The organism is Halopenitus salinus (assembly GCF_042662125.1).
Classification (GTDB): domain Archaea; phylum Halobacteriota; class Halobacteria; order Halobacteriales; family Haloferacaceae; genus Halopenitus; species Halopenitus salinus.
Genome location: NZ_JBHSXL010000009.1, coordinates 402,206 through 426,086, shown reverse-complemented (window position 1 = coordinate 426,086; position 23,881 = coordinate 402,206). Strand labels below are relative to the sequence as shown.

30 protein-coding genes and 1 tRNA gene are annotated in these 23,881 nt (G+C 66.0%); 14 read left to right on the top strand and 17 right to left on the bottom strand.

The features are described 5' to 3' along the window. Positions 1-17: 17 nt before the first annotated feature. Positions 18-500, top strand: coding sequence for a HalOD1 output domain-containing protein (locus ACFQE9_RS11630; RefSeq protein ID WP_379744597.1), 483 nt, complete (start codon positions 18-20; stop codon positions 498-500). A gap of 75 nt (positions 501-575) precedes the next feature. Here ACFQE9_RS11630 and ACFQE9_RS11625 read toward each other — a convergent pair whose 3' ends face one another. Beyond that, positions 576-1,292, bottom strand: a complete 717-nt coding sequence (locus ACFQE9_RS11625; protein WP_379744595.1) for a helix-turn-helix domain-containing protein — start codon at positions 1,290-1,292, stop codon at positions 576-578. A 127-nt stretch (positions 1,293-1,419) separates the two neighbouring features. Between ACFQE9_RS11625 and ACFQE9_RS11620 the strand changes: the two genes are divergently transcribed. Beyond that, entirely contained in the window at positions 1,420-1,752 is a 333-nt protein-coding gene (locus tag ACFQE9_RS11620; RefSeq protein ID WP_379744593.1) for a hypothetical protein, read from the top strand. A gap of 72 nt (positions 1,753-1,824) precedes the next feature. Further along, a complete protein-coding gene (locus tag ACFQE9_RS11615; protein ID WP_379744591.1) occupies positions 1,825-2,085 on the top strand; it encodes a hypothetical protein in 261 nt (86 codons plus the stop codon). A gap of 88 nt (positions 2,086-2,173) precedes the next feature. Here the strand turns inward: ACFQE9_RS11615 and ACFQE9_RS11610 are convergent, their stop codons facing one another. The 12 genes from ACFQE9_RS11610 to ACFQE9_RS11555 all read right to left on the bottom strand — a co-directional run bounded on the left by ACFQE9_RS11610 (position 2,174) and on the right by ACFQE9_RS11555 (position 12,168). Further along, positions 2,174-2,809 (bottom strand): OsmC family protein, encoded by a 636-nt coding sequence (locus ACFQE9_RS11610; RefSeq protein WP_379744589.1) that lies wholly within the window; start codon positions 2,807-2,809, stop codon positions 2,174-2,176. 558 nt (positions 2,810-3,367) lie between these two features. Then, positions 3,368-3,772 (bottom strand): hypothetical protein, encoded by a 405-nt coding sequence (locus ACFQE9_RS11605; RefSeq protein WP_379744587.1) that lies wholly within the window; start codon positions 3,770-3,772, stop codon positions 3,368-3,370. A gap of 120 nt (positions 3,773-3,892) precedes the next feature. After that, the gene (locus tag ACFQE9_RS11600) at positions 3,893-4,177 is read right to left on the bottom strand and encodes a type II toxin-antitoxin system RelE family toxin (protein ID WP_379744585.1); all 285 of its coding nucleotides are present in this window, start codon (positions 4,175-4,177) and stop codon (positions 3,893-3,895) included. Continuing rightward, complete coding sequence (locus ACFQE9_RS11595) at positions 4,170-4,451, bottom strand: ribbon-helix-helix domain-containing protein (RefSeq protein WP_008307424.1); 282 nt, start codon at positions 4,449-4,451, stop codon at positions 4,170-4,172. Before ACFQE9_RS11595 ends, ACFQE9_RS11600 begins: the two co-directional genes overlap by 8 nt. A 357-nt stretch (positions 4,452-4,808) precedes the next feature. Then, positions 4,809-4,880: transfer RNA gene (locus ACFQE9_RS11590), tRNA-Thr, on the bottom strand. Between the two features lie 121 nt (positions 4,881-5,001). Then, positions 5,002-5,640 carry a DUF7114 family protein gene (locus ACFQE9_RS11585; RefSeq protein WP_379744583.1) on the bottom strand — a complete coding sequence of 213 codons (639 nt, stop codon included), beginning with the start codon at positions 5,638-5,640 and terminating at the stop codon, positions 5,002-5,004. Positions 5,641-5,722: 82 nt separating this feature from the next. Continuing rightward, a complete protein-coding gene (locus ACFQE9_RS11580; protein WP_379744581.1) occupies positions 5,723-6,382 on the bottom strand; it encodes a DUF7119 family protein in 660 nt (219 codons plus the stop codon). A gap of 264 nt (positions 6,383-6,646) precedes the next feature. Beyond that, positions 6,647-7,879 carry an MBL fold metallo-hydrolase gene (locus ACFQE9_RS11575; protein ID WP_379744579.1) on the bottom strand — a complete coding sequence of 411 codons (1,233 nt, stop codon included), beginning with the start codon at positions 7,877-7,879 and terminating at the stop codon, positions 6,647-6,649. Positions 7,880-7,976: 97 nt separating this feature from the next. Further along, positions 7,977-8,150 carry a hypothetical protein gene (locus tag ACFQE9_RS11570; protein WP_379744577.1) on the bottom strand — a complete coding sequence of 58 codons (174 nt, stop codon included), beginning with the start codon at positions 8,148-8,150 and terminating at the stop codon, positions 7,977-7,979. Between the two features lie 222 nt (positions 8,151-8,372). After that, complete coding sequence (locus tag ACFQE9_RS11565; protein WP_379744575.1) at positions 8,373-8,672, bottom strand: hypothetical protein; 300 nt, start codon at positions 8,670-8,672, stop codon at positions 8,373-8,375. Positions 8,673-8,781: 109 nt separating this feature from the next. Continuing rightward, complete coding sequence (locus tag ACFQE9_RS11560) at positions 8,782-11,475, bottom strand: heavy metal translocating P-type ATPase (RefSeq protein WP_379744573.1); 2,694 nt, start codon at positions 11,473-11,475, stop codon at positions 8,782-8,784. A 126-nt stretch (positions 11,476-11,601) separates the two neighbouring features. Further along, positions 11,602-12,168 (bottom strand): ribosome biogenesis domain-containing protein, encoded by a 567-nt coding sequence (locus ACFQE9_RS11555; protein ID WP_379744571.1) that lies wholly within the window; start codon positions 12,166-12,168, stop codon positions 11,602-11,604. 147 nt (positions 12,169-12,315) lie between these two features. On the opposite strand from ACFQE9_RS11555, the gene ACFQE9_RS11550 reads away from it, so the two are divergent. The 4 genes from ACFQE9_RS11550 (at position 12,316) to ACFQE9_RS11535 (ending at position 15,443) form a co-directional block, all read left to right on the top strand. Beyond that, complete coding sequence (locus ACFQE9_RS11550) at positions 12,316-12,636, top strand: 30S ribosomal protein S24e (RefSeq protein WP_379744569.1); 321 nt, start codon at positions 12,316-12,318, stop codon at positions 12,634-12,636. A 20-nt stretch (positions 12,637-12,656) separates the two neighbouring features. Beyond that, on the top strand, positions 12,657-14,363 hold the full coding sequence (locus tag ACFQE9_RS11545; protein WP_379744567.1) for a bifunctional N(6)-L-threonylcarbamoyladenine synthase/serine/threonine protein kinase: 1,707 nt from the start codon (positions 12,657-12,659) through the stop codon (positions 14,361-14,363). 82 nt (positions 14,364-14,445) lie between these two features. Then, positions 14,446-14,727 (top strand): DUF5808 domain-containing protein, encoded by a 282-nt coding sequence (locus ACFQE9_RS11540; RefSeq protein ID WP_379744565.1) that lies wholly within the window; start codon positions 14,446-14,448, stop codon positions 14,725-14,727. 134 nt (positions 14,728-14,861) lie between these two features. Further along, positions 14,862-15,443, top strand: a complete 582-nt coding sequence (locus ACFQE9_RS11535) for a DUF5813 family protein (RefSeq protein WP_379744563.1) — start codon at positions 14,862-14,864, stop codon at positions 15,441-15,443. A gap of 216 nt (positions 15,444-15,659) precedes the next feature. Here ACFQE9_RS11535 and ACFQE9_RS11530 read toward each other — a convergent pair whose 3' ends face one another. After that, positions 15,660-15,893: an Lrp/AsnC family transcriptional regulator gene (locus ACFQE9_RS11530; protein ID WP_379744561.1), complete on the bottom strand. Its 234-nt coding sequence runs from the start codon at positions 15,891-15,893 to the stop codon at positions 15,660-15,662. Further along, positions 15,890-16,588: a potassium channel family protein gene (locus ACFQE9_RS11525; protein WP_379744559.1), complete on the bottom strand. Its 699-nt coding sequence runs from the start codon at positions 16,586-16,588 to the stop codon at positions 15,890-15,892. Before ACFQE9_RS11525 ends, ACFQE9_RS11530 begins: the two co-directional genes overlap by 4 nt. Before the next feature lie 79 nt (positions 16,589-16,667). Here ACFQE9_RS11525 and ACFQE9_RS11520 point away from each other — a divergent pair, with 79 nt between their 5' ends. Continuing rightward, positions 16,668-16,904 (top strand): Lrp/AsnC ligand binding domain-containing protein, encoded by a 237-nt coding sequence (locus ACFQE9_RS11520; protein WP_379744557.1) that lies wholly within the window; start codon positions 16,668-16,670, stop codon positions 16,902-16,904. A 95-nt stretch (positions 16,905-16,999) separates the two neighbouring features. Further along, positions 17,000-17,320, top strand: a complete 321-nt coding sequence (locus tag ACFQE9_RS11515; RefSeq protein ID WP_379744555.1) for a hypothetical protein — start codon at positions 17,000-17,002, stop codon at positions 17,318-17,320. Positions 17,321-17,335: 15 nt separating this feature from the next. Here the strand turns inward: ACFQE9_RS11515 and tmk are convergent, their stop codons facing one another. Further along, on the bottom strand, positions 17,336-17,923 hold the full coding sequence (gene tmk, locus ACFQE9_RS11510; RefSeq protein ID WP_379744553.1) for a dTMP kinase: 588 nt from the start codon (positions 17,921-17,923) through the stop codon (positions 17,336-17,338). Positions 17,924-18,005: 82 nt separating this feature from the next. On the opposite strand from tmk, the gene ACFQE9_RS11505 reads away from it, so the two are divergent. From ACFQE9_RS11505 to ACFQE9_RS11485, 5 genes are all read left to right on the top strand, one after another. After that, positions 18,006-18,923, top strand: a complete 918-nt coding sequence (locus ACFQE9_RS11505; RefSeq protein ID WP_379744551.1) for a complex I NDUFA9 subunit family protein — start codon at positions 18,006-18,008, stop codon at positions 18,921-18,923. A 384-nt stretch (positions 18,924-19,307) separates the two neighbouring features. Then, entirely contained in the window at positions 19,308-20,486 is a 1,179-nt protein-coding gene (locus ACFQE9_RS11500) for a tubulin/FtsZ family protein (protein ID WP_379744549.1), read from the top strand. Positions 20,487-20,506: 20 nt separating this feature from the next. Then, positions 20,507-21,220: a 2-phospho-L-lactate guanylyltransferase gene (gene cofC, locus ACFQE9_RS11495; protein ID WP_379744547.1), complete on the top strand. Its 714-nt coding sequence runs from the start codon at positions 20,507-20,509 to the stop codon at positions 21,218-21,220. Positions 21,221-21,254: 34 nt separating this feature from the next. Further along, a complete protein-coding gene (gene cofG, locus ACFQE9_RS11490; RefSeq protein ID WP_379744545.1) occupies positions 21,255-22,406 on the top strand; it encodes a 7,8-didemethyl-8-hydroxy-5-deazariboflavin synthase subunit CofG in 1,152 nt (383 codons plus the stop codon). A 121-nt stretch (positions 22,407-22,527) separates the two neighbouring features. Then, positions 22,528-23,427 carry a mechanosensitive ion channel family protein gene (locus ACFQE9_RS11485; protein WP_379744543.1) on the top strand — a complete coding sequence of 300 codons (900 nt, stop codon included), beginning with the start codon at positions 22,528-22,530 and terminating at the stop codon, positions 23,425-23,427. 78 nt (positions 23,428-23,505) lie between these two features. Here ACFQE9_RS11485 and ACFQE9_RS11480 read toward each other — a convergent pair whose 3' ends face one another. Then, on the bottom strand, positions 23,506-23,865 hold the full coding sequence (locus ACFQE9_RS11480; RefSeq protein WP_379744541.1) for a DUF8147 domain-containing protein: 360 nt from the start codon (positions 23,863-23,865) through the stop codon (positions 23,506-23,508). Between the last annotated feature and the right edge of the window lie 16 nt (positions 23,866-23,881).

Below are 23,881 nucleotides of genomic sequence, written 5' to 3'. Positions count from 1 at the left end.
CGACCGGTACACGACCCATGATTCCACGCGACACCACTCGAGGCGAGGACGGGACGGGAACCGACTCGACTTCCGGATCGGATCCGACGGTCGAATTCGATCCGACTTCCGGATCGGATCCGACGGTTGAATTCGATCCGACTTCCGGATCGGATCCGGCAGCCGAATCCGATCCGACGGCCGAACCGGATTCGTCCGACGACCCCGGGTCGACGACCGTGCCGAATCGGTCACCGGACCGCGACCCGCCCGCTGAATCGCCGTCCATGCGCGTGATCGAGGCGGTCTCGGAGGCGATCGACGAGGATCCGAGACGGATGGATCCGCTGTACGAGTCGATCGATCCCGACGCGCTCGATCGGCTCTTCGAGCCCGTCTCGGCCGGAACTCGGCAGTCCTCAACGGGACGCGTGACGTTTCACTTCGAGGGGTGTGAGGTCACCGTTCACGCGGACGGTCGAACGGTCGTTACACCGCCGGACGCCGACGACGGTGCTTGAGATCCCGATCGTCGATCTCCCGTCCGACGTCCCGTCCGGTCATGCCGACGCCCATCCGGTCACCGTCCCATTCGATCACGACACGTCGGCGTCTTCGGGATCGCGTTCGGCGAAGAGGGCCGAAAGCACGTTTCGTTCGGCGGCCGTGATGTGTTCGGAGAAGGTCGCCGACGTGATCTCGAGATCGTCGGCGATCTCCTCGCCCGTACAGCCGCGCGGCCAGTCGTAATAGCCCCTCTCGAAGGCGGTCCGTAACACCTCGTATTGCCGCTCCGTCAGGTTCTCGCGAAGCACCCGGGGGATCCTCGATCGGGTGAAGCGCGGTTCGACGGCGTCCTTTCTCCGCTTGGCGGCGAACTCGACGTCCGGGTACTCGTCCACGAACGATCGGACGACCGCCGACTCGTCCGTTCCCGGCGGGACCTCGGCCACGATGTGACCGCTCCCGTCCCGCCCCTCGACCTCTCGCGGCAGCGCGCCGAGCTCGGCCAGCCGGAAGGCCGGGCAGCTGTCCGAAACCACGAACTCGAGAAGCCCCCCGTCGTCGTACTCGGCGACGATCGACGCCTCCACGGAATCGTGTGTGCCGGCCCGTTCGAGTATCCGGGAGGGCTCCGTCCCGCGTACGTTGAAGAACTCGGCGTATCGGCCGTCGGGGCGCGGGAACATCTCCGTGAGCGCCAGCGTACAGTCCTCCTCCTCGGATACGCTCACGAACGGGTATTCCCCGCCGTGAACCTGAAACTCGAGTTCACAGACCCGTGATCGGCTCTCGACGCCGTTTCCCGACATGATTACCAATTCGGTAGTAATCGGCCGAAGTATTTAACGATTCGTTCCTCGATATGTATATCTCTCACGATCGAGGATCGATCGCCGCGCTGATGCGTTTTTGTCCGGTGGCCCCGTATCGGGGGATATGGCGTACAGATTCGTCCGTGCGAACCCAAACCGGGAGCGCCTCCCCGAACTGCGCGACCGACTGGACGGTGATGAGATCGAACGAATGGACCCGTTCGGCCGCGCGTTGACGACCGCTCTGGAGCGCGCCCGTTTCGATCCGGAGACCGGTGAGGCGGTTTGGATCGAGGAGGACTACTGCACTCCGCCGCTGGCGATGGAGCGTGCCGAGGTCCTCGACGAGTACTTCTCGGAGATCACGATCGTGGACGAGGACGTCGACGAGGCGGCCGGCTGGAGGCGTATCGACGACCTTCCCGGACTCTGGGACCGGGTTCTCGGCGGGACGTAATGCGGTCGGAGCGACCGGAGCGGAACCGGTAGGCACATCATTACTACACCGGTAGGGCCCCCTTCGGCGAACATGACCCGTTCGCACGACCATACGATCGCGGTCGACTCACGCCGACGCCGTCCGGAACGGATCCGGGACGCCACGGAGCGGCTTGCGACCGTTCTCCAGTCTCTGGACCTCGAGGAGGAGACGCAGATCGCCGAGGAAGTGATCGAGGCGATCAAGGCGACGGATAGAGCCTACCAACTCGAAACGACGACCTTGGAGCCCACGCGACGATCCGGTGGGTTCCGCTTCCCGTCCGCTCCGGTCGACGAAGTGGATCGTTGAAGTCGACGAAGTGGATCGCCGACCACGTCCCGTGCGTGAAGATGCGGAAATCCCGGCGTTAGGGAGCGGGAATCCCGGCGTTGGGACGTTAGCTCGCCCGTTCGGATTTCAAGGACACCTGCGGCGTGGCCTCGTGTCCGTGCGTCATCAGATTGTACACGGGCGAGCGATTGACCCATCCCCGGATCCGGTCGAGGGTCTCGTCGTCGATGTCCGCACCGCTGACACGGACGTCTATCTGAAGGTCTCCGTACATATTCGTCGGGGCTCCGTCAGCATCGTTGACCTCCCCCAGTCCGAGGAACACCGACGGGTCGAAGTCGACCGAGACTGTCGTCTCGAGGTCGTCGATGTCGACGCCGGACTGTACGGCACTCAGCGAGATCGAGCCGTTGATGCACCCGGTCAGGGCAGCGAGGGCGACCTCTATGGCCTCTTCTCTGTCCGTCGGATCGACGAATCCGACGTGCTCTTCGACCTCCTTGTGCCCGCCGAAGTGCTGGGTGTACTCGCGACCGAAGCGGTCGATCTCTTGGCCGCCAAGCGAATACGACTGCGTCTTCGAGCGGGTATGCAGCACGCGACCCTCGTCGGTACCAACCGCGCTCAGTACGAACTGGACGGCTTCCGGATTCTCCTCGGCGAACGCGAGGAACTCTTCGTGGGCGGCCACGTCGATACCGTGGACTGGTTGCTTCTCTGGCGATCGTGTATCTGTTGACATTGCTCTCTCCGTGTATTCTCAGGAAATAGTCGTCCAAACCTCGAACGTGGCTCAAACGGCCGGTTCGGCGAGAATCACGTATATAAAGGGTCCGAGAGGAGATAAACGTTTCAGTTACTTATACGGAATCTACGAAAATAAAAGTCGGAGATCTATTCGGACAAGTCAGTCATGAAGATGTACGCCCGAGGGGTGTACGGCAGAAAGAGCCTAGGCCGGGATTTGAACCCGGGGTCTCGTCCTTACCAAGGACTTGCTTTACCGAGGAGGCCTTCGGCCCTGAAAGCGGCTACCGTTGCCGCAAACGCCCACTTTGCGTGCTTCTTATCTCTCTATTAGCAACGCTACTTATAAAAGAATTGGGTATTCGGCCCCGTATGCCGTCTGTGGACACCGGAAAACGACAAACGTGTTCGGGTGAGTGTTGTCCTATTCGACACATCATAATTGTGAGGGGTGTTGTATAGTTCATACGTGTGTCCCACTTCATCGACTGGGGAGTACCATGTTGGCTTCAGATATGCGGTGGTGAATCAGCTGGAAAGTAGAGCGTGTGAACTATCCGTTCAAAAATAGGCCACGGCGAATCAGCAAGAATATGATTACAACCAACGGTATTGCGATATAGACTACCGGAACTAAACCAAAAGTAAAGCTATCAAGTGTCGCTCGAATTAATGCGAATACTGCAACTGCGAGTGTCCCATACCAACCGATACGTCTCTGCTGATATATTCGAATTGCTAAGAAAATAAATATAGCCCCTGCGACAACCCATTGTAAGCCGGCAAGTATCTGATAGCTGCTTCCCGCTTCAATGGCCGGCCCTGAGAATGGAACCAGAAAGGCTAACCAAAACGAAATGACTGCAAACACCACCAATCCAGCTACAAGGCCGAGAATATCTACTGGTGGACGGTTCCCGTCTTTCCTTTTAAAAAGATTAGCAATATTCCAACTCATCTGGGAGAGGGTAGCAATACAATCTTAGCGAACCTACTTAATTAATAGCCTGTACAGAGCGAGCTTTGCTTCGCCAGTACTTACCGAAGGTAACTCCCCACATCGAGGGCCTTTCGTCACCTAGTCGTCGTCAGCGGTGTACGCGCCGCCCCGACGCTTGATACGTGCGACGACGAGCCGCCCGTCGTCCTGCCGGAAGCTCACTGAGAGCCGAAACTCCCCGACGCGTATCTTCTTGTACGGGCTGTTCTGGAGCGGCTCACCGTAGTCCGGCGGGTCGCGCCACGGCGAGGAGACGATTTCATCGAGCTTGTCGAGTATCTGGTCTTGGTCGGTAGGGGACAGTCCGTCGAGGTCGTCTTCGGCGGTCGTGGAGAGTTCCCACGTCCACCCGTCGTCACTCATCGCTCGTGCCGAACCGCTCGCGGGCTTCCTCGGCGCTCGTCGTTCGTCCCTCGCGGATGTCTTCCTCGGCTTCGAGCAGGGCGACGAGTTCGTCGCGGTCGAACGTCGGGAACTCAACGGCGTCCCGAAGTGTGTACCGGATGAACTCGCTCCGGCTGTTGAACCCGCGTCCCTGCCACGTGTCGTCTATCTGTTCGAGGAACGACTCGGTGAGTTTGAAGTTGACCGTGGCGATGTCGTCCCCACCGTCGTCATTCGTAGCTGCTTCAGACATATAGACGTAATACGCTGGTCTTACCAATAATCGTTTCGGCGGAGGCTCACTCACCGCGTAACCGACGTGGATAGCCGCATCGAGGAGCATTTCTATCACATTACTGACTACGATTCAGTCATCCCTCCGTGAGCGCGGGTTAGCGAAATCCGGGGTGTCGCTTGAGGGGACGCGCCCCCGGTCGATTTCGGGTCTAATCCGTCGCTGTCTGTGAATTAGTTTATGTGTCCTGATACATCACCGAATCGCATTACGGCGAGGGATGCCCTGTTTAGCGAGAGAAGCGAATCTTGAACGGGTTTCGTTCAGACGACTGTAGTCAGAAAAGTGTTCGTACAAGGAGTGTACGGAGGAAAGAGCCTAGGCGGGGATTTGAACCCCGGCTCTCGTCCTTACCAAGGACGCGCTTTACCGCTAAGCTACCCAGGCGCGGATGGTGGTTGGCCGGATTCGTCTTTAGGCGTTTCGATCCGATCGACCACCGCGACGTCCTCACACGGTCGACGGATCGCGGGAGGGATGGCGGTTCGTCGCCACCGACCGATCGCGGTCACGCGCGCTCCTCGGACAGCGTCGCGATCCGGTCGGCCGTCCCGTCGGAGAGCGCCTGTCCGGCGGGCGGGAACCCGCCGTCGTAGTCGGCCGCCAGCTCCCGGGCGTACGCGAGCAGCTCCGTGGGCGGATCGCCTCCCACCGCGGTCGTGCCGGCGACGACGGCGAGCTCGAAGACGTCCTCCTCGAGGTTGCGATCGAGGGCGTCGACGTCGGCGTCGCGGCGGCGACGAAGGGTCTGATCGCGGCCGAACGAACGGACGACCTCGACGGCGGCGCCGGCGGCCTCGGTCCGCGAGAGGAGCGAGAACCCGCGGGAGACGAGCACGTCCGCGGCCAGCACGTCGAGGTCCGCGTCGATGTCCGCAGACCCCTCGGCGGTCAACCAGGGTTCCTCGTGGGCGAGCCGACGCGTGAGTCTGAGCCCCTCGTAGATGAGCTGGACGCCGGCCGCACGTTCGGCGACCCGATCCGCGGCGATCTCGGGAGCGAGCGCTCGCGCGGTGACGATCGCGAGAACGCCCGGCGTCACGGCCGCATCCACGAGCCTGTCGTCGAGGACCGTACGGAGACGCGTCGGCTCCACGTCGGCGAGCGCCTCGCGTGCGGCATCACGAGCCCGCACGACGTCATCCATCACTTTCGACGTGGATCGCGAGGGGCAAAGACCTTTGGAAACGCCGGTTTCGGACCCGAACGTCCGCTCGGCGTCGCCGGGTTCACTCCTCGGAGAGGTGCTTCGAGAGCGCCTCGGCGACGATCGTCTCCGGGGGCTCGTTTCGCATCGACGCCTCCCTGCGGAGGTCGACGTAGACGTCCGCCGGGAGGTCCAGGCTCATCCGTCCCGGAGTGACGCCGTGATCGCGGATCGCGTCCTCGATCGCCGTCCCGTCGTTCACGTCCGAGGCGATCGACCGAACGTCACGAACCGTCAGATCGCCGTCCAGCACGCCCCAGGCGATCAGATATCGGTTCTCGCCGTTCACACGGGCGATGTGTTTCGCGGCCGTGGGCGCGATGTGGCCGCGGGCGACGTGGCGTCGGATCGCCTGTGGCAGATCGTGTACGCGCGCCCACTTGCGGATGAACGCGACGGAGACGCCGTCACCGGCGCGTTCGGCCGCCTGCTTGTAGGAGCCGAGCCCACGAACGAGGGCGGCACACGCCGCGGCCCCGCGCAACATCAGGACGTGATCGTCCCCGCCGACGTCGCCGGTGGCGAACCGGTGGACGACCTCGCTCGCCTCCGCGACGCTCTCCTCGTCGTCGGGATCGAAACCGATCGCCTCGGCGGCGCGCTCGCCGGTGATCTCCGGGTCCGAACGGACGACCGGTTCCCCGACCGGGGATCGTCGGTCGGCGCGTGGCTCCTCGGGCATACGCGTTCGTGGGCACCCACGACCAAAATACCCTCGCCAGTTGGCAAACGCTGTGACCGTCGGTGACGAGCGAACACGCGGGACTCGGACGTTCCCGACCGGAACCGTCTCGACCACCCGTCGAATCTCCGATGGAGCCGAGGCGGGCGGACGATCTGCTCGCCGGGGCGGTGAACGATTCGCCCTCCGGATCACCGGCAAAATCCGCGGCGGCGGGACGTCCTCCGCCGTTCCCCCGCTTTCTCGAGTCTCACGGACCCGCCGTCACCGTTCGATCGGCTCGCCGATCGAGGGCGCCGACGCGTTGAACCCGTCGGCCCGCAGCTCCTCGGCGAACCGCCCGCATCGATCGCCGTGGTTCACGAGCACCGGGACGTCCCGATAGGCGTCGAGGAAGTCCACCAGTCCGCCGCGGTCGGCATGGGCGGAGAAGTCGTACTGTTCGACCTGCGCGCTGACGGGCATCACGCGACCGTCGATCTCGGCGCTGCCCGTCTCCAGCAGGTCCCTTCCCGGCGTTCCCTCGACCTGATAACCCGTCAGGGTGATCTTGTTCACCGGGTTCGACCGGATCTCGGGGATGTAGGTCATGGCGGGGCCGCCGGACAGCATTCCACTGGTGGTGATGATCGCGGCCTTCTGATCGGTGATACGCTTGCGCTGTCCGTCGCGGCCGGTGACGAACCGGGCGTGTGATTTCGCACGCCGAAGCGCGTCGGCGTCGCGGACGTATTCGGGATGTCTCCGAAGCATCTCGGTCACCTGCGCACCCATCCCGTCGACGTAACAGGGGATGTCGTACTCCTCACAGACGAGCATCATCTCCTGTGTCCGTCCGATCGCGAACGCGGGGATGACGACCGTCCCGCCCTCCCAAAGCGTCGTCTCCACGCTCCGTGCGAACCGCTCCTCGACGTCGCCTCGATCCTCGTGATCGACGTCCGAGTACGTGCTCTCACAGACGACGACGTCCGCCTCCGGACGCGCCGTCGTCCCCGAGACGAGACGCTGGTCGTCGGTGTGGTAATCCCCGGTATAGAGCAGTCGGGTGTCCCCGTCGTCGACGAGGACGTGGGCGCTTCCGGGGATGTGGCCGGCGTCATAGAACGTCACCTCGTGGTTGGCGGCCTCGAACGGCTCCCGGTACCCGTGAGTCCGCGACGTCTCCGTCACGCGTCGGACGTCGTTCTCCGTGAAGGGACACTGAAGCGTCCCGCCGTGGAGTTTCAGCGTGTCGCGAGCGAGCGTGAGCGCCAGCTCGCGGGTCGGCGGCGTCCAGTGGATCGGCGGCCGGGACGTCCCCGAGAGGAGCGCCGGAACGGCGCCGACGTGATCGAGGTGTCCGTGGGAGACGACGACTGCGTCGGGATCGGGCGTCTCCACCGGAAACTGCGGCGGGTTGGACGCAAGGCTCCCGAAGTCGACGAGCAGCGAGTCGTTCACGAGGAGGGCGCTCCGGCCGACCTCGCGGGCGCCGCCGAGAAACCGCAGCTTCATCGACCGATCCTCGGGTCGGCCCACGCTAGTGGGCATCGATCCGCGACGCAACGGCTCGGCCGCGGCCGAGCGGTCCCCACCTCGCGTCCGGGACCGGCTACCGCGCGTCCGTGACGAGGTAGGTCCGTCCGCCGCGGCGCTCGAGGTAGACCTCGGTCCCGGGGACGGTGTTCTCCTCGATCCGCTCGGGGATGCGTCCGGCCGCGTACTCCGTCACGTCCACGCGCGTTCGCCCGAAATACCGCATCGACGTCGGTGCCTCGGTGCTCATACTCGAACGTTCGTCGCCGCCGCACGTATACCTCATCCAACAGCGCACTGAAAGTGAAACTGAAAATGGGGCGGGCTGAAACCCACGAACGAGACGACGATCGAAACGTACGCGACGTCGATCGGGACGTACCAATGGCGAACGAAACGTACCTAAGGCGATCAGGACGCCGGCAAGCGGGACGGCACAACGGGAGGAGGGGAACGGTCCGGTCGGGACCTGTCACCGGTTCACGTCGAGTTCGTCGTCGTCGGCGACGACACGAACCGTAAATCGGTCGTAGCCGCCGTAGGCAGTCTCGAGCGCCCCGATCCACCAGTTCCACCGTTCGGCCAGCGTGGATCCCTCCGGCGCGTCCCGCAGGTGTCGAAGGACGTCCGGCACCGTGAGAGCGTGGCCGCGGTCGCGTTTCGGCTTGCCCGAGTCGGCCAGATCACGGGCCTGGCGGGCGACCACTCGTCGCTCGGCGTCGCTGCCGCCGAACTCCTCGGCCAGCGCGGACTCGAGACGACGAGCGTCCATGTGCCACGTTAGTGCTGCACGTATATGAGTATGGAGGTGTTTCACGCAGCGTGCATATCCTCAGGATCGCCACGTCGACGCGCGCTACCGGATTTCGATCGCTTGCACGCTATGGGCTCGTCGCTCGCTCCGGTTCGTTCGGTTCGCTCGTCCGTCCCGCCGTTTCGGCCTCCGCTCCCTCGGAACCGTCCTCGAGCTCCGACCCCGATGCGACCGGGGGTTCCGCCGGTTCGATCCGGCCGAGACGAAGCGCGTTCCCGGTCACCCCGAGGCTCATGCCCATGTCGCCGACGAGGACCGCCATCGCGATCGTGACGTAGCCGAAGGGAGCGCCGGCCGCGAGCAGCGCCTTCACGCCCAGCGAGGCGACGATGTTCGTCCGGATCACCCGGGAGGCCCGATCGGAGAGATCGATCAGGTACGGGAGCCGGGTGAGGTCGTCGCCCATCAACGCGGCGTCGGCGGTCTCGAGGGCCGCGTCGGTCCCCGCGGCCCCCATCGCGACCCCGACCGTCGCCGTCGCGAGCGCGGGCGCGTCGTTGACGCCGTCCCCGAGCATCAACACGCCGCCGTCGCTCGCCTCGCGAAGCTCCCTGATGACGTCGAGCTTCTCGTCCGGCAGGAGGTCCGCGTGGACCTCGTCCACGCCGACCTGCTCGCCGATCGCGGCGGCCGTCCGCTCGTTGTCTCCGGTCACCATCACGACGCGGTCGATCCCGAGTTCGTGGAGTCGGTCGACCGTCCAGGCGGCCTCCGGTCGGACCGTATCGGAGACCGCGATGACGCCCTCTATGGTCTCGGCCGTTCCGACGAGCACCACGGTCTTTCCCTCCCGCTGGAGCCGCGGGATCGTCCCGCCGACGAGGTCGACGTAGGCGCCGTGCTCGCAGGCGTCCGGTTCGATGTCCGCCGTCTCGATACCGGTCGTCTCTTCGCTGGTGAGCGTCCCTCCGCCGTCGGTTCGGACGTGGGCGTGTTCGAGATCGAACCCGAGATCGGCGAACAGCCCGGGCTTTCCGGCGTAGTGCGTCTCGCCGTCGACCTCGGCTCGAACGCCCTCGCCGGCCATCGCCTCGAACCCGGCGACCTCCCGGTCGGGGACGCCTGCCGCCTCGGCGTGGGAGACGATCGCCCGCGCGATCGGGTGCTCGCTGCGGCGCTCGAGGGCGGCCGCACACGCGAGCACCGCCTCGTCGTCCTCGTGGCCGATCGCGATCACGTCCGTCACGCCGAGGTCGCCGGTGGTGAGCGTCCCCGTCTTGTCGAGGGCGACCGTGTCGATCTCGCCCGCCGACTCGAGGTGCTGGCCGCCCTTTATTAGGACGCCGTTGCGGGCGGCGGCGGTGACCCCGGAGACGACGCTCACCGGCGTCGAGATGACGAACGCACACGGACAGGCGATGACGAGCAGTGCCAGTCCGCGGACGAACCACTGCGTGAACCCCCCGCCGGCCACGACCGTGCCGAGCACCACGGTCGCGATCGCGAGCCCGACCACGATCGGCGTGTACATCCCGGCGAACCGGTCGACGAACCGTTCGGCCTCGGTCTCCTCGGCGCTCGCCGCCTCGACCAGCTCGACCACCTTCGCGATCGTCGACTCGGACGCGGGGGCCGTCACCTCGACCTCGAGGTAGCCCTCCTCGTTGATCGATCCCGCGTAGACCTCGTCCCCCTCGACCTTTCCCGCCGGAACCGACTCGCCGGTGATCGGCGATTCGTCGACCGCGGATGACCCGGCGACGACGACCCCGTCGAGCGGGACCTTCTCGCCCGGACGGACGGCGACGCGCTCGCCGACCGCGACCTCGCTCGCGGGAACGGTCTCCTCGGCTCCGTCACGCAACACGGTGGCGGTCTCCGGGGAGAGCTCCATCAGCTCCTCGATGGAGTTTCGCGCCCGATCGATCGAGAACCGCTCGAGCAGCTCCGCGGTCGAGAACAACACCGCCAGCGTGGCGGCCTCGAAGGGGGCGTCGATCGCGAGCGCGCCCACCACTCCGACCGTCATCAACAGGTCGACGTCCAGGTTTCGGTTGCGCGCGGAGTAATATCCCGCTCGGAGGATCGGCGGCGCGGCGGCCGCGACGGCGAGGACGTAGGCGAGCCACGACCCCGTTATCGCCCAGGGACCGACCGTCGCGAACGACGGATCGAGGACGGGAACCGCCCACTGGAGGACCAGTCCGCCGGCCAGAAGGATCGCCCCGATCCCGGTCGCGATCGCCCGCGGCGTCCGATGTATCGGCACGTCTCCACCGACGGTGTCCTCGGACTTCTCCACCTCGTACCCTGCCGACTCGACCGCCGCGATCAGTCCGTCGGCTCCGATCGTCCGCGGATCGTAGTCGATCACCACCGTGCCGGTCGTCGGCCGAGTGTCCACGTCCAGGACGCCGTCGATGGAGAGGGCCGACTCCACCTTCCCCGCACAGGAGCTACAGTCCATGTCGGGAACCGACAGCCGCGTCGTTTCTCCCCGCTCGACCGCGTAACCGGCCGATTCAACTGCCTCGACGATCGTGCTGGGGGCGGTCCGCTCCGGGTCGTACAGTACGTCGACCGTCCCGTTGGTCGGACGCGTGTCGATCCCCGTCACACCCGTTCGGTCCGACAGCGCGGACTCCACCTTCCCCGCACAGGAGCTGCAGTCCATGTCGGGCACCGACAATCGGAGGTCGTCGGATCCGGATGCCGGCGGCCCCGGTTGACGTCCGTCCCGCTCGGGATGATCCCCATCCGCGTCGGCGTGTCCGCCACACCCGCACGTCTCCCCGGCGGAGCGCCGGTCGTCGTCGCTCATTAGTTCGACGTAGACGCTCGATCGTTATTAACTCAACTGTCAACTCCCGGCCGAAATTTGGGTGTTACTAATAAATAATGTGGGTGTATTTATTAAACGATAGGTTACCACACGAGGATCGACCGGTCAGCGGTCGAGGTACTCCTGTTGCACGTCGACGACCGCAGCGGAGTCCTCACAGGCCGCGTACCGACGAAGGGGCTCCTCGTTGAGCTCGAGGAAGGTCTCTCCCCACGTGAACTTCTCGAGGAGTCGCTCGCCGTGGACCCGCTCACCGAGGATCACGAGCGCGGCCGAAAGTGCCTCGACGGTGGTCAACCGCATCGGACGCCCGAAGTTCACGGGATTCGCGGCGACCAGATACGGCAGCGCACGGTGCTCGCCGGGGAGGGAAAACCGCTTTTCGCCCGCCGATTCCCACGAGCAATCGAGCGCGACCAGTACGTCCCCGTCGCCTCCGTCTCCCCGCACGTCGTTGCCCCCGTCGGCGTTCTCTCGTCCGCCTTCCTCATCGTCGCCCGCGTTCCCAGCATCCGCCGGCGACAGCGCTCGCTCGGCGTGCGGGTTCAAGACGATGCCGTAGGGCGTCGCCCCGTCCGTCCGGTGGAGGGTCGCGAGATCGAAGCGGGCGAGCTTCCTGGCCGTGCACTTTTCCGGGTCGTCGTCGCCCTCGTACCGAACGTGTACGTCCACGCTTCGCCTTCGCCGCTCGGAGATAAAAACGCCGCGCCACCGACTCCTCGCCGCCCAACGCGCCGTCAGGTGGCGGTCGAACCGGCGGCGAGGTCCCGGCTTCGAAATCCTTTTAGCTCTTTCGCGGGGAGATAACGCTAACTGACCATGGAGATCGACATCGTTTCCGAGGAGGAAAACCCCATGTTGCACAGAACGGACATCCGCTTCGAGATCGTCCACGAGGACGCGACGCCCTCCAGGCTCTCCGTCCGCGATTCGCTCGCGGCCACCCTCGATAAGGACTCCGACGAGGTCGTCATCCACGAGCTCGACACGAAGTTCGGCATGCGAAAGACCGTCGGCTACGCGAAGGCCTACGAGACGCCCGAACACGCCCGCGACGTCGAACAGGAGTACATGCTCGAGCGCAACAAGATCGGCGTCGACGACGAGGCGGACGTCGAGGCCGAAGCCGAGGAAGCCTGATCGGCCCCGACGGCTTCCGAATGCGCGTTCTCGGGATCGAGGGGACGGCCTGGTGTGCGAGCGCCGCCGTCTACGATTCCGAAACCGACGACGTCCACATCGAATCCGATCCGTATCTACCCGATAGCGGCGGCATTCACCCCCGTGAGGCCGCAGAGCACATGTCCGACGCCCTCCCGTCGGTCGTCGACGCGGCGCTTTCATACGCCGAACGGGAGTACGGCCGCGCTTCGATCGATGCCGTCGCGTTCTCTCGCGGTCCGGGTCTCGGACCCTGCCTGCGAACCGCCGGGACCGCGGCCCGGTCGCTCGCCGGATCGCTTTCGGTCCCGCTCGTCGGCGTCAATCACATGGTGGCACACCTCGAGATCGGTCGCCATCGGTCGGGATTCGAGAATCCGATCTGTTTGAACGCCTCGGGGGCGAACGCCCACGTGCTCGGCTATCACGACGACCGCTATCGCGTCCTGGGCGAGACCATGGATACCGGCGTCGGCAACGCGATCGACAAGTTCACCCGCCACGTCGGCTGGTCGCATCCGGGCGGTCCGAAGGTCGAGGCCGCGGCCGCCGACGGCGAGTTCCTCGAACTCCCGTACGTCGTCAAGGGAATGGACTTCTCGTTTTCCGGGATCATGTCGGCTGCCAAGGACCGATACGACGAGGGTGCCCCGGTCGAGGACGTCTGTTTCGCCCTCCAGGAACACGTCTTCGCGATGTTGACCGAGGTCGCAGAGCGGGCGCTATCGCTCACCGGCGCCGACGAGCTCGTCCTCGGCGGCGGCGTCGGACAGAACGATCGCCTCCGCGAGATGCTCGAGGCGATGTGTACACAACGCGGCGCGTCCTTTTTCGCGCCGGAACCGCGGTTCCTTCGCGACAACGCGGGCATGATCGCGGTCCTCGGCGCGAAGATGGCCGCTGCCGGTGACGTCGTACCGATCCGCGAGTCGTCGGTCGATCCGAACTTCCGGCCCGACGAGGTTCCGGTCACGTGGCGTCCGGGGGACGAGTCGATCCGGGAGGGCCCTCGAACGGAGCACACTGAGCGGGCTCGCGACGGTGTCGAACGCACCGACCGCGATCACACCGGCGCCGAGGCGACCGTGGAACTCCTCGGAGACAACCGCGTCCGGAAACGTCGCCGCTCGCGGACCTACCGACATCCGGAGCTCGACGGGACCCTCCGCCGGAGCCGTACCACCCTCGAAGCGCGGCTGCTGAACGAGGCGCGCCGAGCCGGCGTTCCGACTCCGCTCGTTCACGACGTCGACGTTGCGAACGCGACGTTGACGCTCCAGCACGTCGGCGAGCGCGATCTCGCCGACGCGCTCGCGCACGGAACGGACGCTTCGAGGGTCCACACTCGGACCGTCGGTAGACACCTCGCACGGCTCCACGATGCCGGGATCGTCCACGGCGATCCGACGACGCGAAACGTCCGGATCCGATCGATCGAGGAGCCCGACGCGAACGTCGACGGGACGATCGCCGACGCTCCGGGTTCGCGCCCCCATACGTATCTGATCGATTTCGGCCTGGGCTATCACACGGGCCACGTCGAGGACCACGCGATGGACCTCCACGTCCTCGAGCAGGCCGTCGCCGGTACCGCGATGGATCCGGAGTCGCTCCTCGACGCCTTCGAGTCCGGCTATCTCTCGGTCGGCGACTCGGCCGTGATCGACCGGCTCCGAACGATCGAGGGACGTGGTCGATATCGGTGACGCGACGTGAGCGGCCGGGGCGTCATCGATGGTCGGCCGCTCGAGCCAAAACGATTTACCACCCGGTGCCGTTAGGTACGGTATGGTCGAGAAACCCTCATCCGGCGAACTCTTCGGGATCCCATACAACTTCGATCGGCCGAGCCTCGGCCGACTGATCTCCTCGTACTGGAAGCCCGGGCGGGGCATGCTCGTCGAGAAGCCCTTCGGGATCGGCTACACGCTGAACCTGGCCAACTGGCGATCGTGGGTCGTCATCGCCGTTGCGGTCGGACTCTACCTGCAGGGTAAGCAGTCGGCCCAAGAAGCCGAATCCGCCGATACCGACCAGGACGAACCGGTCGAGGTCGTCGTCGAGGACTGAATCGGCCGGGGACGGAATCGGCCGAGAACCGATCCGGATCGGATCGCGGACCGACTTCCCGGCGCTTGCGATCGCGACCGTGATCTCGGACGCCGACACGACGATCTTTTGGCGATTCGCACCCTCCGATCGGTATGCGTGAGCCATCGGATCGGGTCCGGAACGCCTTCGAGACGGCCGGATCCTTCGAGCAGATCGACGAGACGACCTGGCGCTCGACGACCACCGCCTTCGAGGGACGGATCGAGGCCGAACCGATAGCGGTGGCCGGGTCGGATGAAGAACGAACGACTCGGGACCGTTCGGATCAGGCCGGTTCGGACGCCGATGGAACGGACCCGGACCCCTCCGTCCGTTTCGCGTTCGACGTGACCGTCGTCGTCCCCATGCTCGACGCCGTGACCGAGGACGCCGTCGCCGAGGTGGTCGAGGACGGGTGGTTCGACACGTTCGAGCGACGGATCGAGGACGTCTCCGGCATCACGCGACGCTCGCGTGATCTGGATCCGGGAGTCCGTCGTGACGGGGACGACATCGTGGTCGAAGTCTCTCTGGCGGACGCCAACCCGGAACGCGGCGTCGAGGACGCACGCGCCTTCGTCGACTTCGTCGAGGGAACGTACGTGCAGGGGATCATTCCGGGATACGACTACGCCGATCCCGTCGCGGGGCTCCTCTCGCGGGCCCGAACGCAGGGAACCGCCGGCGATGTCTGATCGGGTCACATCTGATCGGAGCACGTCTGATCGGGGGACGACCGCTCGACACGCCGCTTGCGACGTGAAATGGCGGACAGGTGGCGATACGGTTCCCGGTCGGAGCGCCACACAACCGTCTCGTCCGATCCGGGGCGACGTTCAAGACACGACGACGCTGGTTCGCGATCGGGTATAAATCTCGGCGAGGGAACCACCGAGAGAGCGCTCGACGTCTCAGTCCATAGCGACGTACGTCTGCGTGCTTTCGATGCCGTCGAGCCCCTGGATCGACGCCGCCGCGACGTCCTTGACGTCCGCGGGCGTCTCCACGGAGAGCGTGACGATGAAGTCGACGTCGCCCGCGACGATGCTCACCCGCTCGACGCCGTCGATCGCGGCCATCTGCTGTTTCAACCGGTCGGCCTCTCCCGTGTTGGCCTTCACCATCACGTAGGCGGTGACGCTCATGGTTCACCTCCCGCGGTCGCCGCGGTGGTCGAGGGTTCGATGTCCCCCACGAGCAGCTGGCGAACGTCGTCGAGAACGGAGTGGTCCGCCAGCACGGCGATCCGGTCGCCGGCCTCGAGCGTATCGTCCGGAAGGGGAATCCCGAGCGTGCCGTCCGCCTTTCCGAACGCGAGGATCCGGGAGGCCGCCGGGAGCGCGACCTCCGACATCGTGTAGCCCCGCATCGGGGATTCGGACGTCACCGTGACGAGCAGGATCTGCAGGTGTTGGGCGACGTCGGCGATCGCCTGGATGTTCCCGCCGAGGAGCGCGTTCTTCGCGGCGATGGCGCCGAGCCGCTCCGGGTGGACGATCTCGTCCACCTCGTCGGCGTACTTCCGGTAGATCTCCTCGCGGTAGTCCTCGTCGATTCGCATCACCGTTCTACAGCCGTGGTGTTTGGCGATCATGCACGCGGCGAAGTTGACGTTGAGATCGCCCGTGAGCGCGCCGACTGCGTCCGCCGAGTCGATCCCGGCTTTCTCGAGTACCTCCTCTCTCCCCCCGTCCCCCTCGACCACCTCGAAACCCGCCTCGCGCGCCAGTCTGGCCGTCTCAGGGTCGCGTTCCACGACGACGACCGTGTGGCCCTCCTCCGCGAGGACGCGGGCGGTCCGACGTCCGACCCGCCCCCAGCCAATGTTAACAAATCTCATGAAAGATCCTACAGACGGCTGCTAAAATAACCTTTCTCCCGGGGCGAAGGTTTTTGCGGTCCATGGTGTATGGTAACACATGGTCAGAGCATACGTGCTCCTCAAAGCGGACGTGGGAGCGGCGGCGGGGATCGCGGAGGCGAGCCGTTCGGTGGAGCCGGTGGAGACGGCACACGTCGTCGCGGGCGACTGGGACGTCATCGTCGAGATCGAGACGCCGGAGGTCTACGACGTGCTCTCGACCGCGGCGACGAGGCTACAGGAGCTTTCGGGCGTCGTCGACACGAAGACGTACGTCGCCATCGACGAGGAGTGAGTCGTTTCGAGGTGACCGACGATCCGACACGAGCCGATGAGCGACCGTCCGACACGAGCCGATAGACGAAAAAGCGCGCGGACGCTACTGGGGTCATGGCCTCGATCCTCGGCGTGCTCGCGTTTCTCGTGGTGTTGGGGATCCACACGCTGATCGCCGCCGTGATGACCCGGTATCTCCGGCTGCGTCTCGCGACGACCTGGGGCACCGCGGTTTACGTCGCGTTTCTCGTCCCCGTCGTGTTGTTCGTCTCGACGCTCGTGTTCAGCGGCCCGTTGGGAATCGGCGTGAATCTCGGGACCCCGACCGCCGTCCTCGCCGTGATGATCCTGCTTCCCGGCACGCTCGGCGTGGCGATAGACCTCCTCTACGTCGAACATCCCGACGAGTACGAACTTCCCGAGCCCGCGGAGTGACGACGCGGGGGGCGATCACTCCTCGAGTCTCCTCTCGATCGCGGACTCCACGCGTTCGAGGGCGGCTTCGGGGGGTTGGGTCGCGTCCACGCGGACGAATCGCTCCGGCTCCTCCTCGATCAGTCGCTCGTAGTTCGAGCGAACGACCGAGAGGTACTCCCGGCGCTCGAACTTGTTCGTCGATCCGGACCGCTCCGCCGCGCGTTCGGCGTCGAGATCGAGGTAGATCGTGAGGTCGGGAGCGCGCGTGAACGGCTCGTGGATCGACCGGACGTACTCCATCGGTCGGTCGATCCGCGTCTCGCGGAGCGTCGCCGCCTGATAGGCGTATCGCGAGTCGCTGTATCGATCGGAGATCACGAGACGTCCCGCCTCGAGCGCCGGTTCGATCGTTCCGGAGAGGTGGTTCGCGTGGTCGGCGGTGTACAAAAACAGCTCCGCGATCGGATCCGCGTCGTCGTCGCCGATGGAGCGGTAGACGGCGTCACCGTACCACGAATCGGTCGGCTCGCGGGTGAACGTCGCGTCCGGATACGACGCCTGGAGCGCCTCCCAGACGGTGGTCTTCCCGCTTCCGTCCAGCCCCTCGAGGGTGACGAGCATGCCTGTGGGTGGGCGGCCCACTCACATAACCGAACTGGAATTCCGCGGTAGTTTTAGGTGGTTTCTGCCCCATTGGATCGTCATGGATATCCTCGTCGCCGGCGGGACGGGCTTCATCGGATCGTATCTGTGCCGTGAACTCGCCGACCGGGGCCACCAGGTGACCGCGCTCTCGCGGTCGCCCGAGGACGTCTTCGAGGACGCCGACTCGATCGAGACCGCGGTCGGTGACGTGACCGCGCTCGATTCCATCCGCGAGACGGTGGCGGGTCACGGCGCCGTCGTCAATCTGGTCGCGCTCTCGCCGCTCTTCGAGCCCTCCGGGGGCAACGAGCTCCACGACACGATCCACCGCGGGGGGACGGAGAACCTCGTCGCCGCGGCCGAGGATGGCGGCGTCGATCGGTTCCTCCAGTTGAGCGCGCTCGGCGCCGATCCCGACGGTCCGACACACTACATCCGTGCCAAGGGTCGCGCGGAGCACATCGTTCGCGAGGCCGACCTCGAGGAGACGATCGTCCGCCCGTCGGTCGTCTTCGGCGACGGTGGGGAGTTCGTGGGGTTCACGAAGCGGCTGAAGTCGTGGTTCGCTCCCGGCGTCCCCGTCTATCCGCTCCCCGGAGGGGGGCGGCGAACGCGGTTCCAGCCGATCCACGTCGAGGACCTCGTCCCGATGCTCGCAACGGCGATCGAGGACCCCGAACACGCGGGCGAGACCTACGAGCTCGGCGGCCCGGAGCGGCTCACCCTCCGTGAGGTCACGGAGCTCGTCTACGCGGCCGAGGGACGGGACGTGCGGATCGTCTCGTTACCGATGTCGCTCGCGAGGGTCGGCCTCACGACGTTGAGCGTGGTTCCGGGCTTCCCGATGGGCCCCGACCAATACCGGTCGCTGACGTTCGACAACACCACCGAGAACAACGATGTCGGCGTCTTCGGCCTCACGGAGGACGATCTTACGACCTTCGGGGAGTACCTGTCCGGGACGGCGGCCGAGTGAGCGGGTGTCGGACCCCGCGTCGCTCCCGGCTCGAACGCGATTTCGAGGGATCCCGATCGCGGAACGGGATCCCGTGACATCTTGATCGCGATCTCCACGGGGATGCGTCGGACGACACGGGAACGGACGCGCGGGCGCGTCAGACGAATCCCGCCCCGACCGATTTCTCGGGATGGCGTGAGGCGTGATACCGTTGATCATTTATATTCACTCGTCGATACAGAACTCGCTCCCGTCCGGCGTGAAAATAAATTCTGATAACCGACGATCCGCCGCCTTCAGCCGATTTATCGCCCGTTCGTCCGGCGTCGCCGGTCGCCACCATCACAAGGCTTATATTTGCCATGCTACTGTGGTCTTTTCAAAGACCGACTGGGGGATTCCATGAAACTGGCAATGATCGGCTTCGGGCAAGCGGGGGGAAAGGTCGTCGACAAGTTTCTCGAGTACGACAAACGGACCGGTTCCGAGATCGTCAGGGCCGCGGCCGCGGTGAACACCGCCAAGGCCGACCTGATGGGCCTCGAACACGTCTCCGAGGAACAGCGGGTGCTCATCGGACAGTCCCGCGTCAAGGGCCACGGCGTCGGCGCCGACAACGAGCTCGGCGCGGAGATCGCCGAGGAGGACATCGACGAGGTGCAGGGCGCCATCGACTCGATCCCGGTTCACGAGGTCGACGCGTTCCTCGTGGTCGCCGGACTCGGTGGCGGTACGGGCTCCGGCGGCGCGCCGGTGTTGGCGAAACACCTGAAACGCATCTACACCGAGCCGGTCTACGGCCTCGGCATCCTGCCCGGCAGCGACGAGGGGGGGATCTACACCCTGAACGCGGCGCGCTCGTTCCAGACCTTCGTCCGCGAGGTCGACAACCTGATGGTCTTCGACAACGACGCCTGGCGCAAGACCGGCGAGTCCGTCCAGGGCGGCTACGAACAGATCAACGAGGAGATCGTCCGGCGGTTCGGCATCCTCTTCGGCGCCGGCGAGGTCAAGCAGGGCCAGGAGGTCGCAGAGAGCGTCGTCGACTCCTCGGAGATCATCAACACGCTCTCGGGCGGCGGCGTCTCGACGGTCGGATACGCCGAGGAGGAGGTCGAGGAGACGAGCTCCGGCGGCCTCCTCTCGCGGCTCCGAAACGACGAGTCGGCCGAGGAGCTCGACACCGCACACACGACGAACCGGATCACGAGCCTGGTTCGAAAGGCGGCGCTCGGTCGCTTGACGCTCCCCTGTGAGATCGAGGGCGCCGAACGCGCGCTGCTCGTGCTCGCCGGCCCGCCGGAGTACCTCAACCGCAAGGGCATAGAGCGCGGGCGCAAGTGGCTCGAGGAGCAGACCGGCTCGATGGAGGTTCGCGGCGGGGACTACCCCTACCGCGGCTCCGGGTTCGTCGCCTCGGTCATCCTGCTCGCGGGCGTGACGAACGTCCCCCGGATCAAGGAGCTCCAGCAGGTCGCCATCGAGGCCCAGGACAACCTCGAGGAGATCCGCGAGGAGAGCGAGGAGAACCTCGAGGAACTCGTCGACGACGGCGAGGACGAGCTCGAGTCGCTGTTCTAACTCGGCGTCACCACGTCCCGATGGACGTCATCGTTCCGTTCGCCGCTCACGACCCGAAGACCCGTCTCTCCGACGTTCTCGATCCCGGGGAACGGCGCGCGTTCGCACGCGTCATGCTCGCGGACGTGCTCGAGTCGATCGTCGCCGCCGGCGGAACACCCCACGTACTCGCGACCCGCCCGCTCGATCACGATCTTGAGGCGCTCCGAGATGCCGATCCGAACTCGAATCGCTCCTTCCAGTCCGATCTCGCCGGAAGTCTCGATTCCGGCCTCGACGTGATCGTCGACGATCGCGATCTCACGACCGCCGTGAACGCCGCCGTCGCCACGGCGTTCGAGGGGACCGACGCGTTCGAACCGCCGGTCGCGGTCGTGATGGCGGACCTCCCGCTCGCGACGCCCGCGAGCCTCCGGCGGCTCCTCGAGGCGGACGGCGAGGTCGTGCTCGCGCCGGGTCGCGGCGGCGGCACGAACGCGTTCGTCTCTCGCGACCCGTCGTTTCGGGTCGACTACCACGGCGTCTCGATCCGCGATCATCGCCGAAACGCCCGGTCGATCGGGGCGACCCTCGCCGAGGTCGACTCCCGCCGCCTCGCGAGCGACGTCGACGACCGGGAGGACCTCCTCGAGGTGCTCGTTCACGGCGAGCGACGCGCACACGAATGGCTCCTCGAGGCCGGCTTCGAGGTCGCCACCGACGGCGGGGACACGACGGTCGTCAGATCGGAGTGATATCCTTTTGGGCCTCGGACGCCGACTCGAAGGCGTGTTCCCCGCGGCCGAGCGCTACGACATCGCGGTCGAGCCCGACCCCGAGGCCGTCGACCGCCTGCTCGAGGTGACGCCGGCGGACGTCGAGCCCGCGGACGCGCTCACGTTCTCGCGGAACGTGTTCGTGCCGCTCACCACGGCCTGTCGGTACACCTGCACCTACTGCACCTACTACGACGTCCCGGGCGAGGCGAGCCTCCTCTCGCCCGAGGAGGTGCGCCGCCGTTGTCGGGTCGGCGCGGACGCCGGCTGTACGGAGGCGCTTTTCACCTTCGGCGACGCGCCGGACGACCGGTATACGGCGATCCACGAGCAGCTCTCCGAGTGGGGCCACGACTCCGTTCTCGAGTACCTGCAGGAGGCGTGTTCGATCGCCCTCTCGGAGGGGCTGTTGCCCCACTCGAACCCGGGCGATCTGACCGAAGCGGCCTTCGAGCGGCTCCGGGGAGTCAACGCCTCGATGGGCGTGATGCTCGAGACGACCGCGGACGTCGACGCCCACGCGGGCGGCCGTCGCAAGACGCCCGGACAGCGTCTCAACACGATCCGGGCGGCGGGTCGCGTGGGCGTCCCGTTCACCACCGGCATCCTCGTCGGCATCGGCGAGACGTGGCGCGACCGGGCGGAGAGCCTCCTCGCGATCCGCGAGCTTCACGAGCGATACGGCCACGTCCAGGAGGTGATCGTCCAGAACGTCGTCGAGAACGAGCGGTCGGACTTCGAGCGCCCCGGCCTCGAAACGATGCGGCGCGTCGTTTCGATGGCCCGAGCGGCGCTTCCCGAGGAGGTCTCGATACAGGTGCCGCCGAACCTCTCGCCGGCCGCGGAACTCGTCGACTGCGGGATCGACGACCTCGGCGGCGTCTCGCCGGTCACCGACGACTACGTCAACCCGGCCTACGAGTGGCCGGCCCTCGAGGAGCTTCGCGCCGTCGCGCACGCCGGCGACATGACCCTCCACGAGCGGCTCCCCGTCCACGACCGATACCTCCCGGACGAGATCCGCAGATCCGGGGCGGCGTCAGCCGGCTCGCCCGACGACCGCGAATGGATCGCGGCGTCCATCCGCGATCGGATCCTGGAGGGGGACGTCCACGGTCGTCGGTTTCGGGGGGTCGCCCGCCGCGAGGGCCCGCTCGAGATTTGAGCCGTCGTGCTATCGATCGATTGAGCCGTGCGCTCTCGACCGATTCCGATCTCGGCGGGGTGCCGACGGCGCGCTCGACCGGACCGTGCTTTCTTTATAAATGCGGACGAACGCATCGCACATGACACCACTACAGGCGGGGGCGATCGCGGAGTCGATCGATCTGGCCGGGATCGGGGTCTCGATCGCGTCGTTCGTCGTCGGGTTCGTCGTCGTGCTACTGTTCGGTCGGCTCGCGTTCGTGCCGGGCGTTCGACGGGTGCTCGACGCGAGGGGATTCGACGACGCGGTCGTGAGCTTGGCCGGAAGCGTCGCGAACGCGGTCGTCTGGGTCGGTGCGCTCGCGATCGCCTTGACCGTCGCCGGGTACGGAACGTTCCTCTCGGCGTTCGCCGTCTTCGGCAGCGCGGTCGCGCTCGCGGTCGGCTTCGCCGCCCAGGACCTGCTCGGCAACTTCGTCGCCGGCGTCTTCATCCTCAAGGACAAGCCCTTCCAGGTGGGCGACTGGATCGAGTGGAACGGGCAAAGCGGCCGCGTCGAGAACATCGACCTCCGCGTCTCGCGGGTTCGTACCTTCGACAACGAGCGCGTTACCGTTCCAAACGGCGAGCTCGCGAACAACGCGGTCACGAACCCGGTCGCCTACGAGACGCTCCGACAGAAGTTCGTCTTCGGGATCGGCTACGACGACGACATCGACCTCGCGACCGACATCATCGTCGAGGCGGCCGAGGCTCACGCGGAGATCCTCGAGGATCCCGGCCCCTCCGTCCGTCTCGTCGAGCTCGGCGACTCGGCGGTCGGCCTCCAGTCGCGGTGGTGGATCGACGATCCCGACCGGGGCGACTTCGTCCGCGTCCGCTCGGAGTACGTCCGGACGGTCAAAGATCGGTTCGACGACGCGGGCATCGACATGCCCTACGTCCACCGCGAGCTGACGGGCAGCATCGAGACGATCGAGGCGGTCGCCGAGGATTCGGACGCGGATCTCGAGGAGTCTAACACGGACGTCGACGCCTGATCGGCTCCGAGACGGCCTCGCGGCGCCTGTTTCGACGTTCCTTTGGTTTTTCATCCCGCGACGATTCGAACGCCGACCTCACTCGGACGTCGCTTCGATCGCCGCCACCATCACGCCCGCGAGGATCGCGACCACCATGACGACGCGGCCGCTCAAGAGCCCCCGCGTCGAGGCGATCGCGTACCGAACGGTGAACAGCCCGAGCGCGGTCGGACCCACCGTGGCGAACCCGTCCAGAAGTCCGCGGCGGACCCCGCGGAGTCCGGGGCTCGCTCTGTACGCGACCAGTCCGGCGAGGAGTCCGACCAGCATCCCGATCGGGAGCCCGACGAGCACCGAAAACGCGATCCGGGACTCGAGGGCTCCCGTGATCGCGCCCGCGACGACGAGGAACGTGGTCGTCGCCGTCCCGACGGCGACGAGTCGGCGGTCGGCCATACGACTTCCTCTGTGG

Bases quoted from the DNA above. Each gene is read 5' to 3' on its own strand.
- ACFQE9_RS11520 (WP_379744557.1), top strand. From the start codon at position 16,668: ATGGTCAGAGCATACGTGCTCCTCAAAGCGGACGTGGGAGCGGCGGCG.
- ACFQE9_RS11575 (WP_379744579.1), bottom strand. From the start codon at position 7,879: ATGAAGCTGCGGTTTCTCGGCGGCGCCCGCGAGGTCGGCCGGAGCGCC.
- ACFQE9_RS11620 (WP_379744593.1), top strand. From the start codon at position 1,420: ATGGCGTACAGATTCGTCCGTGCGAACCCAAACCGGGAGCGCCTCCCC.
- ACFQE9_RS11505 (WP_379744551.1), top strand. From the start codon at position 18,006: ATGGATATCCTCGTCGCCGGCGGGACGGGCTTCATCGGATCGTATCTG.
- ACFQE9_RS11535 (WP_379744563.1), top strand. From the start codon at position 14,862: ATGCGTGAGCCATCGGATCGGGTCCGGAACGCCTTCGAGACGGCCGGA.
- ACFQE9_RS11595 (WP_008307424.1), bottom strand. From the start codon at position 4,451: ATGTCTGAAGCAGCTACGAATGACGACGGTGGGGACGACATCGCCACG.
- ACFQE9_RS11500 (WP_379744549.1), top strand. From the start codon at position 19,308: ATGAAACTGGCAATGATCGGCTTCGGGCAAGCGGGGGGAAAGGTCGTC.
- ACFQE9_RS11515 (WP_379744555.1), top strand. From the start codon at position 17,000: ATGGCCTCGATCCTCGGCGTGCTCGCGTTTCTCGTGGTGTTGGGGATC.
- ACFQE9_RS11585 (WP_379744583.1), bottom strand. From the start codon at position 5,640: ATGGATGACGTCGTGCGGGCTCGTGATGCCGCACGCGAGGCGCTCGCC.
- ACFQE9_RS11580 (WP_379744581.1), bottom strand. From the start codon at position 6,382: ATGCCCGAGGAGCCACGCGCCGACCGACGATCCCCGGTCGGGGAACCG.
- ACFQE9_RS11530 (WP_379744561.1), bottom strand. From the start codon at position 15,893: ATGAGCGTCACCGCCTACGTGATGGTGAAGGCCAACACGGGAGAGGCC.
- ACFQE9_RS11540 (WP_379744565.1), top strand. From the start codon at position 14,446: ATGGTCGAGAAACCCTCATCCGGCGAACTCTTCGGGATCCCATACAAC.
- ACFQE9_RS11615 (WP_379744591.1), top strand. From the start codon at position 1,825: ATGACCCGTTCGCACGACCATACGATCGCGGTCGACTCACGCCGACGC.
- cofC (WP_379744547.1), top strand. From the start codon at position 20,507: ATGGACGTCATCGTTCCGTTCGCCGCTCACGACCCGAAGACCCGTCTC.
- ACFQE9_RS11485 (WP_379744543.1), top strand. From the start codon at position 22,528: ATGACACCACTACAGGCGGGGGCGATCGCGGAGTCGATCGATCTGGCC.
- ACFQE9_RS11605 (WP_379744587.1), bottom strand. From the start codon at position 3,772: ATGAGTTGGAATATTGCTAATCTTTTTAAAAGGAAAGACGGGAACCGT.
- ACFQE9_RS11550 (WP_379744569.1), top strand. From the start codon at position 12,316: ATGGAGATCGACATCGTTTCCGAGGAGGAAAACCCCATGTTGCACAGA.
- ACFQE9_RS11625 (WP_379744595.1), bottom strand. From the start codon at position 1,292: ATGTCGGGAAACGGCGTCGAGAGCCGATCACGGGTCTGTGAACTCGAG.
- tmk (WP_379744553.1), bottom strand. From the start codon at position 17,923: ATGCTCGTCACCCTCGAGGGGCTGGACGGAAGCGGGAAGACCACCGTC.
- ACFQE9_RS11630 (WP_379744597.1), top strand. From the start codon at position 18: ATGATTCCACGCGACACCACTCGAGGCGAGGACGGGACGGGAACCGAC.
- ACFQE9_RS11565 (WP_379744575.1), bottom strand. From the start codon at position 8,672: ATGGACGCTCGTCGTCTCGAGTCCGCGCTGGCCGAGGAGTTCGGCGGC.
- ACFQE9_RS11600 (WP_379744585.1), bottom strand. From the start codon at position 4,177: ATGAGTGACGACGGGTGGACGTGGGAACTCTCCACGACCGCCGAAGAC.
- ACFQE9_RS11560 (WP_379744573.1), bottom strand. From the start codon at position 11,475: ATGAGCGACGACGACCGGCGCTCCGCCGGGGAGACGTGCGGGTGTGGC.
- ACFQE9_RS11480 (WP_379744541.1), bottom strand. From the start codon at position 23,865: ATGGCCGACCGCCGACTCGTCGCCGTCGGGACGGCGACGACCACGTTC.
- ACFQE9_RS11545 (WP_379744567.1), top strand. From the start codon at position 12,657: ATGCGCGTTCTCGGGATCGAGGGGACGGCCTGGTGTGCGAGCGCCGCC.
- ACFQE9_RS11610 (WP_379744589.1), bottom strand. From the start codon at position 2,809: ATGTCAACAGATACACGATCGCCAGAGAAGCAACCAGTCCACGGTATC.
- ACFQE9_RS11525 (WP_379744559.1), bottom strand. From the start codon at position 16,588: ATGAGATTTGTTAACATTGGCTGGGGGCGGGTCGGACGTCGGACCGCC.
- ACFQE9_RS11570 (WP_379744577.1), bottom strand. From the start codon at position 8,150: ATGAGCACCGAGGCACCGACGTCGATGCGGTATTTCGGGCGAACGCGC.